The sequence below is a fragment of the Sphingomonas sp. TREG-RG-20F-R18-01 genome, from assembly GCF_022662475.1.
Classification (GTDB): Bacteria; Pseudomonadota; Alphaproteobacteria; order Sphingomonadales; family Sphingomonadaceae; genus Sphingomonas.
In genome coordinates, this window is record NZ_JAKNQQ010000007.1 from 18,204 (window position 1) to 32,419 (window position 14,216).

The following is a 14,216-nucleotide window of genomic DNA, read 5'->3' on the forward strand; positions in this document are numbered from 1 at the left end:
CCTTATTGTGTCGCGGCGTACAGGACGTCGCGGGCGATATGACCGAGTGGCAGCACTCTTTCCGCCGCGCCTAGCGCGATGGCTTCCTTGGGCATGCCGAAAACGATCGACGTCGCTTCATCCTGCGCAAAGGTGCGAGCGCCGGCCTGTCTCATTTCAAGAAGACCGCGCGCACCGTCATCGCCCATCCCGGTCATGATGACCCCCAGAGCGTTCGACCCCGCCGCCGTCGCCGCCGACCGGAACAGCACATCGACAGACGGGCGGTGCCGCGAGACCAGTGGTCCGTCACGGACCGTCACGAAGTAGCGCGTACCGCGCCGCTCGATCAGCATGTGCTTGCCGCCGGGTGCGATGAGGACATGACCCGGAAGCACGGGATCACCGTTCTCGGCTTCTTTCACGGTAACTTCGCAAAGCGAGTTCAGGCGATTGGCAAAGGCGCGCGTGAAGTTTTCGGGCATGTGCTGTACGACCACGACCCCGGGCGCGGTCGCGGGAAGCGCTTCCAGAACCGTACGCAGCGCCTCGGTCCCGCCGGTTGACGCGCCGAGACACACGAGCCGTTCGGTCTCGCGGGTCATGCCCCGGCCGCTTGGCGGCGGGAGGACGGCGTCTGCGGTCAGCTTCTGCTCTGGCGGCCCGGCCCGCCCGGCTCGCGCCGAACGCATGTTGACGCGCACCCTCGCCGCAGCCTTGATGACGTCGCGGATCTGGAGATTGTGATCGCTGAGATGCTCGGCCAGTCCGACGCGCGGTTTCAGGATCACGTCGACCGCCCCCGCTTCGAGTGCCTGGACCATCGTGTCCGAGCCCTGTTCGGTCAGTGACGAGCACATCACTACCGGGAGCGGACATTGCGCCATCAGTTTGCGCAGGAAGGTGATGCCGTCCATCCGCGGCATTTCGACGTCGAGCGTGATGACGTCGGGCACTTCCTCCTGGATGCGTTTGGCAGCACCAAAGGCGTCGGCGGCGGTCCCGATGACGACGATGTTGGGGTCCTCTTCGAGGATCGTCTTCATCGCATGGCGCGCGACCGCCGAATCGTCGATGATGAGGACACGGATCTGTTCTCGACCAGCCATCAATCAGCTCCGCTTGAAAACGGTGTTGGCGACCGGGACGAGCGGAACGTCGAGCCCGGCGATCGATTCGGAATGCCCTAGAAACAGATAGCCGCCAGGTGCCAGGTTCCTGACCAGCTTCAACACGACATCGTGCTGGGTTTGCTTGTCGAAGTAGATGAGGACGTTGCGGCAGAAGATCAGATGCATCGGCTCGCCCACCGGATATTTTTCGTCCATCAGGTTAAGGCGTGCGAAGGCAATCGCACGGCGCAATTCGGGCACCACGCGGACTTCGCGTCGCGCCGAATCTCGCGATTCCATCAGATATTTTCGGCGCAACGTCGCCGGGATCGGATCCGCCAGGTCGGACGGGTATATGCCGAGCCGGGCAGTCTCGAGCACCTCGGTGTCGAGGTCGGTCGCCAGGATACTGTAGGTGAAGCCGCGCCGCGTGCTGGCGAACCCGTCGAGCAGCATCGCCATTGTATAGGGTTCGGGCCCGGTCGAGCAGGCGACACTCCACGCACGGATCGTGCGCAGATAGTCCGCCTCGAACGTGGGGAGGGCAACGTCGCGCAGGAAATCGAAATGGACTGGCTCGCGGAAGAAGTCGGTCTTGTTGGTCGTCACTGCGTTGATCAGGTGACGCCCTTCCTCGTCGAGCGTGTTGCCCGTCAGAACATGGCGGCAGTAAGCGTCGAGCGTATCGAACCCCAGCGCGCGCTGGCGACGGCGTAGCCGGCCCTCCAGCATCGTCTTCTTGCTGAGTGGCATCCGAATGCCCGCATAATCGAAGATATAGTCAGCCAGACTTGCGAAATCGCGCGGGCTGATCTGGTCCATGCTGATGGCGGACGGCTTCAGGGTCGGGGGGGCGAGGGACAAGGGAGCCATCTCCAGTGAGCGGATGGTCCCGCGCAAGCCGGGACCATCGGGGTTAGGTTCGGCGACCGGATCGCGTCACGCGGCGGCGGCGACCAGCGCCGCGGTGTCGGCACCGGAAAAGATTTGAGCGACATCGACCAGTACGACGAAACCCTCGGCGCGCTTGACCACGCCAGCGATATAGCGCGAGGGCCAGCGTATCCCGATGTCAGGCGCATCGCCGATGTGACGGCAATCGAACGTGCTGACCTCCAGCACGCGATCGACGACCAGCCCAAGCACTAGCGTACGTCCGTCGACCGGAACATCGACCACGAGGATCCGCGTGCTCGGGGTCGGTGCGACATGCGGCAGGCCGAGCCGTAGCCGCAGGTCGATCGTCGTTATGCCTTCGCCGCGCAGATCGGTTAGCCCCATCAGATAGTCGGGGCCGTTCGGAATGCGGAAGGTCTCGCTCCAGTCGAGGATCTCGCGCACCAGTCCGACCGGCACCGCGAAGGTTTCCGCACCTAGGCCGAAGGTCACGGCCTGAAGTTCGCCTGCGATTCTCATGCCGCGCGCCTTGCGATAAGCGTGTCGGCCAAGTGTCGTTCGACAAGAGCGTTCATGACGGCTCATCCAACCTAGAGAAGTGCGGGGGCAAGGACGGCGGGTGCACCCCGACCGCCCAGCAGCGGGTCAAAGATCTTGGCGATATTGGCGACGACGATGACGCCCTGCGGGGTGCGCACCAGCTCGCGGATATAATCGCGACGCCAGCGCAGGCCGACCGTCGGCGGGGTCTCGCTCGCGTCGCGGTGCAGCGTCGCCACTTCGTGAACTTTGTCGGTGCGGATGCCGATTTGCGTCTGCATGCCGTCGACGTCGAGTTCGACAACCACGATGCGGCTGTCCATCGTCGACTCTGCCGAAGGCAGGCCGAATGCGAGCCGAAGGTCTGCGATAGGAATGATCTTGCCCCGGAAGTTTGCGACGCTGGCAACAAGCCGGTCCGCGCCGGGGACGACCGTTTCGGGCAGCAGGTCGAGAATTTCGCGGACGAGCACTGCCTCAACCGCGAACTTCTCGGTTTGCAGATCGAACGTCAGCACTTCGAGCCGCCCATCCTCGTCCCATTGGGTTTGAGATGATTTTTCCATGGTCATCCAACGGCGCGCAGCCGCTCCTCCTGATGCTGGCCAAGCGCAACGAGCTGGACGACGTCGAGGATCAGCGCGACTCCTCCGTCCCCGAGGATCGTCGCACCGGCGAAAGTCGGGACGTTGCAATGCACCGGCGACATCGGCTTGATCACCGTCTGGTGGCTGCCGATGATCTGGTCGACCACCAGCCCGACCCGCTCGGTGCCGGTCGCGATGATGACGATCTTCTGGTGCAGGCTCGGCTTTGTGCCCGTGGCGAACATCTCGCGCAGCCGAACGAACGGCACGAGCCGGTCGCGCAGCGTGATGAAGCTGCGACCGCGCGAACGAAGGTCTTCCTCAAGGCTGAGCTCGATACATTCCTCGACCACGCCGAGCGGGATCACATATCGCCCGTCGCCGACACGGATCAGCAAGCCGTCGATGATCGCGAGCGTGAGCGGGATGCGGAGCGAGACCGTCGACCCCTGGCCAAGCACGCTGGCCACCTCGATCGTGCCGCGCAGGCTCTCGATCGTGCGTTTGACGACGTCCATCCCGACACCGCGACCGGACAGGCTGGTAATCTGCTGCGCGGTCGAAAAACCCGGATGGAAGATCATCTGGAGCAGTTCCTGATCAGTCACGACCTGCCCGGGCTGGATCAACCCATGCGACTCCGCCTTCGCTCGAACGCGATCCCGGTCGATCCCGTGGCCGTCGTCGCGAATGCTGATGACGACCTCGCCGCCTTCCTGATGCGCCGACAGGCGCACCTGCCCGGCGACGGGCTTTCCGGCAGTGTCGCGCTGTTCGGGATGTTCGATCCCGTGATCGCAGGCGTTGCGGATCAGGTGAATCAGCGGATCGGCCAGCCGCTCGATGACGGTCTTGTCGACTTCGGTGGTTTCGCCTTCGGTCGACAGTTCGATCGTCTTGCCTGTATCGCGTGCAATGTCATGGACGAGGCGGCGGAAGCGGCCGAACAGCGTCGCGACCGGGACCATGCGAAGGACCATCACCGTATCACGCAATTCACTCGCCAGCCGCTCAATTTCCTCCGAGATCGAATGCAGCGCGACGTCCGCCGCGCTGCCGCCACTACTGTGCGCAAGCTGCGACAGGCGACTCTGCACAATGACGAGTTCGCCGACACGGTCCATCAACAGATCCAGCCGTTCGGCCGGTACCCGGACGCTTTCACCCGTCTTGGGTGTGCCACGGCCGGTCGGGACCGCTGCCTGTTCGCGTTCCTGCCCCGCGGCCGTATCGACTGGCGCGGTTGTGTGGGTGGGCGCGGGAGCGGGCGCGAGAGAAAGCGGGAGCGCGGCAGGCGGGTCCTGCGCTTCGTCACCGCACTCACCACTGACCCCCTCGATCCTGAGATCCATGTCGTCGAGCACGAAGATGAAGACGTCCTCGATATCGCTTCTCGACATCGCGCCGCGCAATTCGACATCCCAGCCGATGGTGCACTCGGTCGGTACGAGGTCAGCCAGCAGCGGGATCTGATCAGTCCGGGCGACGATCCGGCAATCGCCCAGCGTGCGCAGTTCGTCGAGCAGTGCGAGCGGGTTGATGCCGTTCTGCATCGCCTCCGGCGGCAGCCGGAGCGACAGCCGCCATTGCTGGATCATGGGCGCTGGTGCCCTGGTCAGGGGCGGAGCCTCATCGAGCGCTGACTGCAGCTTCGTGAGGATCGTCTGGCCTTCCTCGTCGCAGGCGGTGCCGCCGCCTTCGATCAGCGCGCGCATGTGATCCTGCGCCGACAGGATCACCGATATCAGTTGCGGCGTCGCTGGTGTGAGGCCCTTGCGCACGCGGTCGAACGCGGTCTCGCAGTGATGCGTGAAACTGGCCAGCGCATCGAACCCGAACATCGCGCCCGAGCCCTTGAGCGTATGCAGGCCTCGGAACACGGCATCGATCAGTTCGTGATCGTTCAGCCGATGCCCTAGGTCGAGCAAGCCTTGCTCGATCTGCTCGAGCAACTCGCCCGCTTCGACGCGGAAGGCGGCGACGGGATCGTTGTGGCTCACCGCCCGAGGACCTTACGGACGACCTTGATCAGCTGGTCGGGGACAAACGGCTTTACCAGCCAGCCGGTTGCGCCGGCCGCCTTGGCCTGCTGCTTCATCGCGTCCTCGGACTCGGTCGTCAGGAACAGGATCGGTGTGCCGCATTGTGCCGGGCTCTTGCGCAGCATGCGGATCATCGTCAGCCCGTCCATGTTGGGCATGTTGAGATCGGTGATGATCATGTCGAACTTGCTGCCATTGGCCTTGCTCAAGCCTTGCGCGCCGTCGGCAGCTTCGGTGACGGCATAGCCGGCACCGGTCAGTGCCATGCGGATGGCCATCCGCACGCTGTTCGAATCATCGACAATGAGAATGGATGCGGTCATTGCGGCAGGTCTCCATGAAACCAGAACATTTGATCTGCTGGGGCGATATCGGTGAGGAAGCCGGCGCGCTCGAGCAGCATGGCCACTGCGTCGTTGGCCGGATGGGCGAGGCGCAGGCCCTTTCCATCCCGCTCGGCCTGATGGCGAGCGGCGCAGATGAGCTGCAGACAACTGACGTCGGCGTCTGCGACCTCGGTCACATCGAGTTCGACGGCATCGTTCTGCTCGAGGTGTGCACCAAGTTCGGCGGCGAACGACGACACCGTCGCCGTTGTGACAATTGCCGGTACTAAGACTATCTGCGTCATGCTTTTTCTCTTCGTCGCACTTGGCGGCTTGTCTGTTTTAAAACCTGGAAGTCTTGGTTTACCTTATAGAGCAGGAAGGCACGTCCGATCTCGGGCTGCTGTTTATTTTTGAAGGCTGGCGCACAGGCGCGGGCGAAGCCCGCGATGCGGGGGGGGGGGCGGGTGCGGCGTCGGCGTCGGTCGGCGCGACCCGCCGTTGTGCGACACGGCCCGCGCTCTTGGGGGCGCCAAAGGCGAACAGGTCACCTTGCGGTAACCTAGCTCGAACCTGTTTGCGGCGTTCGTTCCATCCGTGGAGTCACGCCTGGTGAGGGTGACTCTGCGGAGGGATCGGACGCCGCCAGACTAAGTCGATCAGGCTGCCTGCGAACCGAAATTGTCGTCCTCGGCATCCGTCCCGCCCTTGACGAGATCGAGCGCGAACCCGCTGAGCCGGGCCTTCTGGTCAGCGATCGAATTGGGTTTTACGCGCTTTGTCTTGGCCCCTGGGCGTGCCGCGCTGGCGCTGCGTGCGGCCGGTTTGCGTGCCGCGGCGGGCGTCGGCCGCCGATTGACCGCGTCCTGGCCGTTACCCGTCCTGAAATAGGCGATGCTCGCCTGTAACTCTTCGGCTTGCGACGCCAGTTCTTCCGACGTCGACGTGATCTGCTCGGAGGCGCCCGCATTCTGCTGACTGATCAAGTCGAGTTGCTGGATCGCCTCGTTGATCTGCGCGGCGCCGATGTCTTGCTCGCGGCATGCGGCGCTGATCTCGGCGACGAGTTCGGCGGTGCGGCTGATATCGGGCACGAGCTTGGTCAGCATCTCGCCCGCCTCGGTCGCAGCGGTCACCGTTTGTGACGAGACCGATCCGATCTCGGCGGCGGCGACTTGGCTGCGTTCGGCCAGTTTGCGTACTTCCGAGGCGACGACCGCGAAGCCACGACCGTGTTCGCCCGCGCGCGCGGCCTCCACCGCCGCGTTGAGCGCGAGCAGATCGGTCTGCCGTGCGATTTCCTGCACAATTCCGATTTTCTCCGCGATCGTCCGCATCGCGTTGACCGCGCGCTGCACCGCGATGCCGCTCAGTTCCGCATCCTTGGCGGACTGGCGTGCGATCTTCTCAGTTTGCGCGGCGTTGTCCGCGCTTTGTTTGATGTTGGCGGCGATCTCTTCCATCGCCGAGGATGCTTCCTCGGCGGCTGCCGCCTGTTCGGTCGCTCCTTGCGAAACTTGCTCGGAACTTGCCGACAGTTCCTGGCTGCCGGCCGAGACATTGTCCGCGGCAGCGTTGGCGTTGCCGACGACGCTGCGCAACTGCTCCACCATCCGGACCAGCGCCTGCCCCAGAATATCGCGATCGGACATGGGCTGATGCGACACCGACAGATCCCCGTCGGCGATCCTGTCGGCGAGATCGGCACTCACACGCAGATTGTCGACCATGCGCACGATCGCCTGACCGAGCGTGTCCCGATCGGACAAGGGCTGGTGCGCCACGCTCAAGTCGCCATCGGCGATCTTGTCCGCCAGGCTGGCGCTGAGGCGCAGGTTGTCGATAAGCGCATTGATCGAATCCTTCATGCGCCGGTGGTCGCCGTCGCACGCGATGTCGACCGTCTGTCGCAGGTCGCCCACGCTGACCAGATTGAGGACCCTGTTTCCTTCCTCGATCGGCAGCAGCGTTGCGTCCAGCATGTTGTTGATCCCGGCGATCATCGCTGCGAAATCTCCGACGAAGCGCTTGTCGTCGCCCCGCTGGCTGAGGTGTCCCGCCGTTGCTGCGGTGATTAGGCGCTGAACCTCGCCGATGATGTCGCTCAAATTACGCCGCAACTTCTCAACGGTATCATTGATGAACGCCTTCTTGCCCGGGAATTGCTCGAGGGGTGCGTCGAAATTGCCATCACCGAGTTCCCTGATGCACGCCATCGCCTTCTTCTTCACTGCGATGTGATTGGCGACCATGGTGTTCACGCCCCGCGCCACCACGCCGAAATCGCCACGAAACTTGTCCGCCGCCACGAAGACGTCAATGTCTCCCTTGTCGTGCTCTTCGGACATGTGGTTCATCTCGGCGATCAGGCCCTGAGATTGGCACGCAGCGTCTCGATCGTCTCGTTGATGAAGGCCTTCTTTCCCGGAAATTGTTCGAGCGGCGCGGCGAAATTGCCCTCGCTGAACTCCTTGACGCAGGCCATCGCCTTTTTCTTCACGGTGATATGGCCGTCTACCAACCGGTTCAGCCGTTGCGCCATGACTGCAAAGTCACCACGGAAGGCATCGACCGGCAAAATGGTATCGATATCGCCCCGGTCGTGCTCCGCATTCCATTGCGCGATCCGCTCTCCCAATTGCGCGACTGGTTGCAGAGCGCGGTCGAGCAGTTGATTGACGGCGAAGAGAACATTCTGCGTCGGTCCCTCGGCGAGGGCAAGGTTCGTACGCTCCGAGACGTCACCCTCGGCAAATGCACTTTCCAGACGTGCGAGTTCCGAACATACGACGGTCGACGAGACGCCGAAGATATTTGTCAGCACTGGTGCCATTCCTTTCGACTTTGTTCAGTCCAAATTCAGCGCGTTATTAAATTCTCGGGCAAAAAACTCGGGGTCGATCGGACGATCACGTGTAATTCGGGTGGCGTAGAACGGACTGGTTGATGTTTGATAGGTATAGGCGCGTCTGATGGGGGGTGGTCGTTAGCGGCGACAAAATCCTGGGTTCCGCGCGATCCGTCGCAGAACGTGACCTCGGCTCATCCGGCCGGGACTGCAAAACGGCCGCAACGTCGCAGAACACATCCAAGGAGGTAGGACAGGCTCATGCCGAGAGCGGACGGATTGCAAACGCGCCGACCCGGACGCCGTCGCGGTGGGTTCGCCGCAGCGGAGCGTGGCCCGCGCCAGAAAGCATACGGGGTTCCGCGCAGGAATGCCTATGGCAGATCGGACCAGTCCTTAGCGGGTTTCGACGCAAGACGTTGATTGGCGCGTTCACGCACGGGAGCATGCGTTCGATGACGACCCGGGATATCCCGATCATATGCGTCGGCGGATCGGCGGGTGGCCTCGATGCCTACAAGCGGCTGCTCGACAACCTGCCAACCGACCTCGGCGCGGCGATCGTGATCGTGAACCACTTGCGAACCGTCTCGACGCTGCTCCACGAGATCCTCCCGCGGCATACCGCGATGCCGGTCGAACTGATTACCGAGGGACTCGATATTCGGCCCAACCATGTCTTCATCATCCCCGCGCAACGCGATCTGCATGTGCTGGACGGTGAATTCCGCCTCGCGCCGATATCCAAACCACGGGGATGGCCCGACGTCATCACCGTCTTCCTGCGATCGCTGACGCACTATTGGCACGGGCGGCTGATCGCGGTGATCGTCTCCGGCTACGACGGCGACGGGGCAGACGCGCTGTGCGGCATCCGTGCGTGCGGGGGGACCACGATCGCGCAATTGCCGGCGTCAGCGATCCAGGCGGACATGCCCGACAGCGCGATTGCCAGCGGTTGCGTCGACTTCATTCTCCGCCCGGAAGACATTGCGGCCAAAATCGCCGAGCTTCTCGGATCCGATCGCGACTAGTGTTTCGGTGCGCGCGGCGCATCGTTGCGTACTTCCCGATCCTTGAGCGGCAGGGGCCACCGCCATAGCGTCTGGACCTTGGACCAAGGCACCCACGCCGCGGTCGACCAGGAACACCAGGGCCATGCCAATCGAAACCAGATCGTTTCTAAGCGCTCGCGCTCGCACCGAAGACCGGATTGCGGCAAGGACCGGCTGTGGACCCGCGGCATGGTCGCACACCCATCTCGCCCGCCTTTATCGCGCGCGCTGCATTGATACCGCCGACGAGACCGCAGCCTGTGGCGACTGCGACATGGGGGCGGCGTGCGCCACCCTGACGCCGGCAGCGTAGCACACCGCGTCGGAGCGGGGTTACGCTTGGTGCGACGGCTGAACGGCCCCGCCCGCGACGGTGGGATCGTCGGTCGGGGGCAGCGGGGGGGGCGAACTTGCTGTCGTCCCGTCAGCGGCGGCCTGTGCAATGCGCGCGAGTTCGGGAAGCGACCTTGCCTGCATCTTGTGCATCACCGCAGCGCGGTGGTTCTCCACGGTGCGTTGGCTGATCCCGAGATCGGCGGCGATGTTCTTGCTGGGGTGGCCCGCCAGCACCAGGTCCATCACTTCGCGTTGGCGCTCGGTCAGTTCGCCGACATGCGCGGCGGCCTGTTCGTGCGCGGCATCGCGCAGCCGCAGGTCGTGCGACTGGTCGATCGCGCGGGCGATGCTGGCCAGCAACTCGACCCGGCCGACCGGCTTTTCGATGAAGTCGCAGGCGCCGCCGCGCATCGCCTCGACCGCGAGACCGATATCGCTGCTGCCGGTGATCAGGATCGCGGGGAGATGGTTTCCGCGGGCGCGCAGGAGTTCGATCAGCGCCACGCCGCTCATCCCCGGCAGATGCGCGTCGACCAGCAGGCAGCCGTCGGTTCCAGGGCGATACGCCGCCAGAAACGCTTCCGCGCTGGGAAAGCCCTCGACCGTTCGTCCATCGCCTTCGAGCACGTCGCGGATCGTGGCAAGGATGTGCGGATCGTCGTCGACGACATAGGCGACGGAGGGGCTTGCCAGCGCAACGGTACCCGCCGGGGGCCATGACGACGGGCGTGCGCCGGTCAGCAGGCGCTCGATCGCTGCGATCAGGCCGCGCGCCTTCACCGGCTTGCTCAACTGCACACAGTCCTCAGCCGCGATCCGGGCCAGCGCCTCGCTTGAAATGTCGCCGGTCAGGACGATCGCCGGAAGCCCGCGCGGCAGGCTCGCCCGCAGGCTGCGCAGGAGATCGAGCCCGTTCAGGACGCCGGGGAGGTTGTAGTCGGTCAACAGCAGTTCCGGCTTGATCGCGCTGCCGGCAACCAGCCTGATCGCGGAGGCGGCATCGGTCGCGGTCTTGACGATATGGCCTTCGCGCTTGAGCAGTTGCTCCAACAATTCGACGACATCCGGATCGTCGTCCACGACGATGACCTTGCAGGTGCGGCGTTGCCCATCCGGAGCGGCATCGGGTTCGGATGGTCCGGCGACGGGACCGGGCGGATCGGCGGCGGGACAGGGCAGCGTGATCGTGAAGACCGACCCCTTGCCAGGCTGCGAGCGAACGTCGACGGCATGCCCGAGCAAATGCCCGAGGCGTTGCACGATCGACAGGCCAAGCCCCAGACCGAGGCTACGCTCGCGCGCGGCGTTGTCGATCTGGTGGAATTCCTCGAAAATGGCGTGCAACTGGTCGGCGGCGATCCCGATCCCGGTATCCCACACCTCGATCCGCAGCGTGTCGCCGTGCCGGCGGCAGCCGAGCAGGATCTTGCCGTTCCTCGTGTATTTGATCGCGTTTCCGAGCAGGTTGCGGATCATCTGCGTCAGCAGCGTGGCATCGCTGTGGACCAGCGCCGTGCTAGGCAGGATGCGCAGCGACAGGTTGCGGGACTGGGCGAGATAGCTGAACTCGTCGCGCAGGAGATCGAGCACGTCGGCGATCGGGAAGACAACCGGCCTTGCCTCCACGACACCGGCTTCGATCTGGTTGATGTCGAGCAAGGCATTGAGCATGCCCGACATCGCCGCCAGCGTCTGGCCCTGCCGCGACAGGAGTTTCCGGGGCTTCTCGCCCTCGACGGTCTGGCTCAGCAGTTCCTGCAGCAGCGTCAGCGACTGGAGCGGCTGCCGCAGGTCATGGCTCGCCGCCGCAAGGAAGCGTGACTTGGCGAGATTGGCGCGGTCCGCCTCGATCTTGGCGGCCTCGAGCGCCCTGGCGGTGATCTTGCGGTCGGTGGTATCGGCGAAGGTGATGACGACGCCTTCGACCGCGTCGTCATGCGCGCGATAGGGGAAGACCCGGCGGAGGAACCATGTCTCGTTCGGCCCGCTGATCTCGCGATCGATCAGGGCGTGGTCCGCCAGCACCTTGCGCGCATCGCCGAGCAGGTCCGGATCGGTCGCGATCGAGCGCAGGTCCGCGATCGGGCGCCCGATGTCCCCGGCGATGATGTTGAAGACCGCCTTGATTGCCGGCGTGTAGAAGCGGATCTTGAGCTCCATGTCGAGAAATAGCGTCGCGACGTTCGTGCTGTAGAGGACGTTCTGCAGATCGTCCGAGGTCAGCCGCTGGCGTTCCAGCGTCTCCTGCAACTGGCTGTTGAGCGCAGTCAGTTCCTCGTTGAGCGACTGCAACTCCTCCTTGGAGGTCAGCAGTTCCTCGTTGGTCGACTGGAACTCCTCGTTGACCGAGAGCGCCTCCTCGTTGATCGCCTTCTGTTCCTGGCTCGACGTCTCCTGGTTCAGGATCGACGTCTGGAGTTCCGCCTGGGTTGCCTCCAGTTCCCGCTCGAGCTCGCTGACGCGCGCGGCGTCCCCGCGATGGGCAGAGGAGGTCGTGCCCGTACTCTTGCCCGGTTCCTCGACGAAGCAGACAAGCAGCAGGTCGTCCTGTCCGTCATCGACCGTCTGGACGTCGATCCGAAACCAGATCGCGGTGCCGTCCTGCGTCACGCGCGCGCGGCCGCCATCGACGCGCGGGGTCGCCTTGCCGACCTTGTCGATCGCGAGCCGGAGCTTGGTGCGGAGGGTCGGGGACGCCATTGCGAGCAGGTCGAGCGTGGCATAGCCCGGCGGGATCCGGAGATAGCGATCGGTCGGCCCGATCGAATAGAGGCATTGCCGCTTGCGATTGATCAGGATGGCCGCCGGCGCGTGGGTCGCAATGACCGCGCGGCGGCAAATGTCCGCGAGGGTGGACTGGCGCAGTGGTGATGCGGCCCGGTCCGCCGTACCCAGCATCGGCAGAGCTTCGCCAAAGCTCAGCGGAAAGCCCGCATCACCGGTCCGGCTGCGTCCGATGTGGCGATAAAAACGCTCGGACTTTGCGATGACCTCGAACCGGCCGTCGGCGTTGCCGACCGTTTCGGACGATCCCAGCACCAGCACGCCCCCGTCGCGCAGCGCGAAGTGGAACAGCGAGATGACCTTGGCCTGCGCTTCGGGGTTCAGATAGATTAGCAGGTTGCGGCAGGAGACGAGATCGATCTTCGAGAAGGGTGGGTCCGACAGGACGTCCTGAACCGTGAAGACGACATCACCGCGAAGAGCCGTCGCGATCCGGTATCCGTCATCGTCCCGCACGAAGAAGCGCGCGAGCTGATCCTGCGGGACCGTGTTCTCGATGTCGAAGGGATACAGCCCCTCGCGTGCGGTGGCGATCGCGTCCGGGTCGACGTCGGACGCGAAGAGCTGGAGTTTGATGTCGCGTCCGGACGCCTTGATCGCGTCCCGGCACAACATCGCGATCGAATAGGCCTCCTCGCCGGTGCTGCACCCGGCAACCCAGATCCTGAGCGGCCTGTGCTCGGGCAATTGCCGGACGAGGTCGGGAAGGATCGTCTTGGCCAATGCCGCGAAGATCGCCGGATCGCGGAAGAAGCTCGTCACGTTGATGAGCAGATCCTTCGCCAAGAGGTCGCGCTCGGCCGGGTCGGCGCGGAGCAGGTCGAGATAGCCGGCAAGGTTGCGAGGCGCGAGCGCGAGCAGCACCATCCGGCGCTCGATCCGCCGTTCCAGGGTACCCGGCTTGTATTGACGGAAATCATGCGCGGTCTTGTCGTTGAGGAAGCCGATGATCGCGTTCAGGTCGGTCGACGAGGGATGAGCAGGAACGGTCCGTGCTGCCGGGGTCTTCGCGATCTCATCCCGCCGGTCCGCAAGCGCGCGCGGGATGTGCTGCAGTTCAAGCACGCGATCGACCAGGCCCGTATCGATCGCGCTACGCGGCATACCGTCATAGTCGGCCTCTTCGGGCTTTTGCGCGATGGCATAGCCCCCTGCGGCTTTGAGCGCGGCGAGCCCCCCGCTGCCGTCTGCGCCCGTTCCCGACAGGATGACGGCAATCGCTTGGCGCCCGCATTCCTCCGCCAACGACGCCAGCAGAACGTCGAACGGCAGGCGCACACCCTGGTGTGCCCGCGGCGGGGACAGGGCCAAGGCGCCGGCTCGAACCGAAAGGTATTGGCCGGGCGGAATGACGTAGACATGGCCGGGACGGATGACACAGCCATCGATCGCTTCGTCGATGGCCATCGCGGTATGATCGGCCAGCAGGTCGACCATCATGCTCTTGTGGGTGGGATCGAGATGCTGGATGACAATGAATGCCATGCCGGTGGTGGGCAGGATCGCGTCGAACAGTCTGGACGTAGCCTCCAGTCCCCCCGACGAAGCGCCAATGGCGACGATGGGGACCACTGCCAAAGGCCGCTGTGCTGCGACTTTCGGCGTGGTTCGTCCCACGATCGGGGACGCTGGATCGGTGACGGGCGTGGCGCGCGCGTCCACCGCTCTTGTTTCATTATCCGTCATGACATGGCGGTAGCATCTTCCGGG

Annotated in this window: 11 protein-coding genes; 1 reads left to right on the top strand and 10 read right to left on the bottom strand. The window is 64.3% G+C overall.

Translation table 11 applies throughout. The features are described from left to right. Window positions 1-2: 2 nt before the first annotated feature. From L8K25_RS17120 to L8K25_RS17160, 9 genes are all read right to left on the bottom strand, one after another. Window positions 3-1,088 (bottom strand): chemotaxis response regulator protein-glutamate methylesterase, encoded by a 1,086-nt coding sequence (locus tag L8K25_RS17120; RefSeq protein ID WP_242140204.1) that lies wholly within the window; start codon window positions 1,086-1,088, stop codon window positions 3-5. Window positions 1,089-1,091: 3 nt separating this feature from the next. Beyond that, window positions 1,092-1,913 (bottom strand): CheR family methyltransferase, encoded by an 822-nt coding sequence (locus tag L8K25_RS17125; protein WP_242140322.1) that lies wholly within the window; start codon window positions 1,911-1,913, stop codon window positions 1,092-1,094. 117 nt (window positions 1,914-2,030) lie between these two features. After that, entirely contained in the window at window positions 2,031-2,507 is a 477-nt protein-coding gene (locus L8K25_RS17130) for a chemotaxis protein CheW (RefSeq protein ID WP_242140205.1), read from the bottom strand. A gap of 71 nt (window positions 2,508-2,578) precedes the next feature. Next, window positions 2,579-3,094, bottom strand: coding sequence for a chemotaxis protein CheW (locus L8K25_RS17135; RefSeq protein WP_242140206.1), 516 nt, complete (start codon window positions 3,092-3,094; stop codon window positions 2,579-2,581). 2 nt (window positions 3,095-3,096) lie between these two features. Then, window positions 3,097-5,115, bottom strand: a complete 2,019-nt coding sequence (locus L8K25_RS17140; RefSeq protein WP_242140207.1) for a chemotaxis protein CheA — start codon at window positions 5,113-5,115, stop codon at window positions 3,097-3,099. After that, window positions 5,112-5,480, bottom strand: coding sequence for a response regulator (locus L8K25_RS17145; protein ID WP_242140208.1), 369 nt, complete (start codon window positions 5,478-5,480; stop codon window positions 5,112-5,114). Before L8K25_RS17145 ends, L8K25_RS17140 begins: the two co-directional genes overlap by 4 nt. After that, window positions 5,477-5,788 carry an STAS domain-containing protein gene (locus tag L8K25_RS17150; protein ID WP_242140209.1) on the bottom strand — a complete coding sequence of 104 codons (312 nt, stop codon included), beginning with the start codon at window positions 5,786-5,788 and terminating at the stop codon, window positions 5,477-5,479. Before L8K25_RS17150 ends, L8K25_RS17145 begins: the two co-directional genes overlap by 4 nt. Window positions 5,789-6,142: 354 nt before the next feature. Further along, window positions 6,143-7,831 (bottom strand): methyl-accepting chemotaxis protein, encoded by a 1,689-nt coding sequence (locus tag L8K25_RS17155; RefSeq protein WP_242140210.1) that lies wholly within the window; start codon window positions 7,829-7,831, stop codon window positions 6,143-6,145. A gap of 17 nt (window positions 7,832-7,848) precedes the next feature. Continuing rightward, the gene (locus L8K25_RS17160; protein WP_242140211.1) at window positions 7,849-8,307 is read right to left on the bottom strand and encodes a hypothetical protein; all 459 of its coding nucleotides are present in this window, start codon (window positions 8,305-8,307) and stop codon (window positions 7,849-7,851) included. A 479-nt stretch (window positions 8,308-8,786) separates the two neighbouring features. Between L8K25_RS17160 and L8K25_RS17165 the strand changes: the two genes are divergently transcribed. After that, window positions 8,787-9,365, top strand: coding sequence for a chemotaxis protein CheB (locus L8K25_RS17165; RefSeq protein WP_242140212.1), 579 nt, complete (start codon window positions 8,787-8,789; stop codon window positions 9,363-9,365). Window positions 9,366-9,719: 354 nt separating this feature from the next. Here the strand turns inward: L8K25_RS17165 and L8K25_RS17170 are convergent, their stop codons facing one another. After that, entirely contained in the window at window positions 9,720-14,078 is a 4,359-nt protein-coding gene (locus L8K25_RS17170; RefSeq protein WP_242140323.1) for a chemotaxis protein CheB, read from the bottom strand. Between the last annotated feature and the right edge of the window lie 138 nt (window positions 14,079-14,216).

Excerpts from the sequence above, each read along its gene's own strand:
- L8K25_RS17145 (WP_242140208.1), bottom strand. The coding sequence starts at position 5,480 with ATGACCGCATCCATTCTCATTGTCGATGATTCGAACAGCGTGCGGATG.
- L8K25_RS17125 (WP_242140322.1), bottom strand. The coding sequence starts at position 1,913 with ATGGACCAGATCAGCCCGCGCGATTTCGCAAGTCTGGCTGACTATATC.
- L8K25_RS17155 (WP_242140210.1), bottom strand. The coding sequence starts at position 7,831 with ATGTCCGAAGAGCACGACAAGGGAGACATTGACGTCTTCGTGGCGGCG.
- L8K25_RS17150 (WP_242140209.1), bottom strand. The coding sequence starts at position 5,788 with ATGACGCAGATAGTCTTAGTACCGGCAATTGTCACAACGGCGACGGTG.
- L8K25_RS17120 (WP_242140204.1), bottom strand. The coding sequence starts at position 1,088 with ATGGCTGGTCGAGAACAGATCCGTGTCCTCATCATCGACGATTCGGCG.
- L8K25_RS17130 (WP_242140205.1), bottom strand. The coding sequence starts at position 2,507 with ATGAGAATCGCAGGCGAACTTCAGGCCGTGACCTTCGGCCTAGGTGCG.
- L8K25_RS17135 (WP_242140206.1), bottom strand. The coding sequence starts at position 3,094 with ATGGAAAAATCATCTCAAACCCAATGGGACGAGGATGGGCGGCTCGAA.
- L8K25_RS17165 (WP_242140212.1), top strand. The coding sequence starts at position 8,787 with ATGACGACCCGGGATATCCCGATCATATGCGTCGGCGGATCGGCGGGT.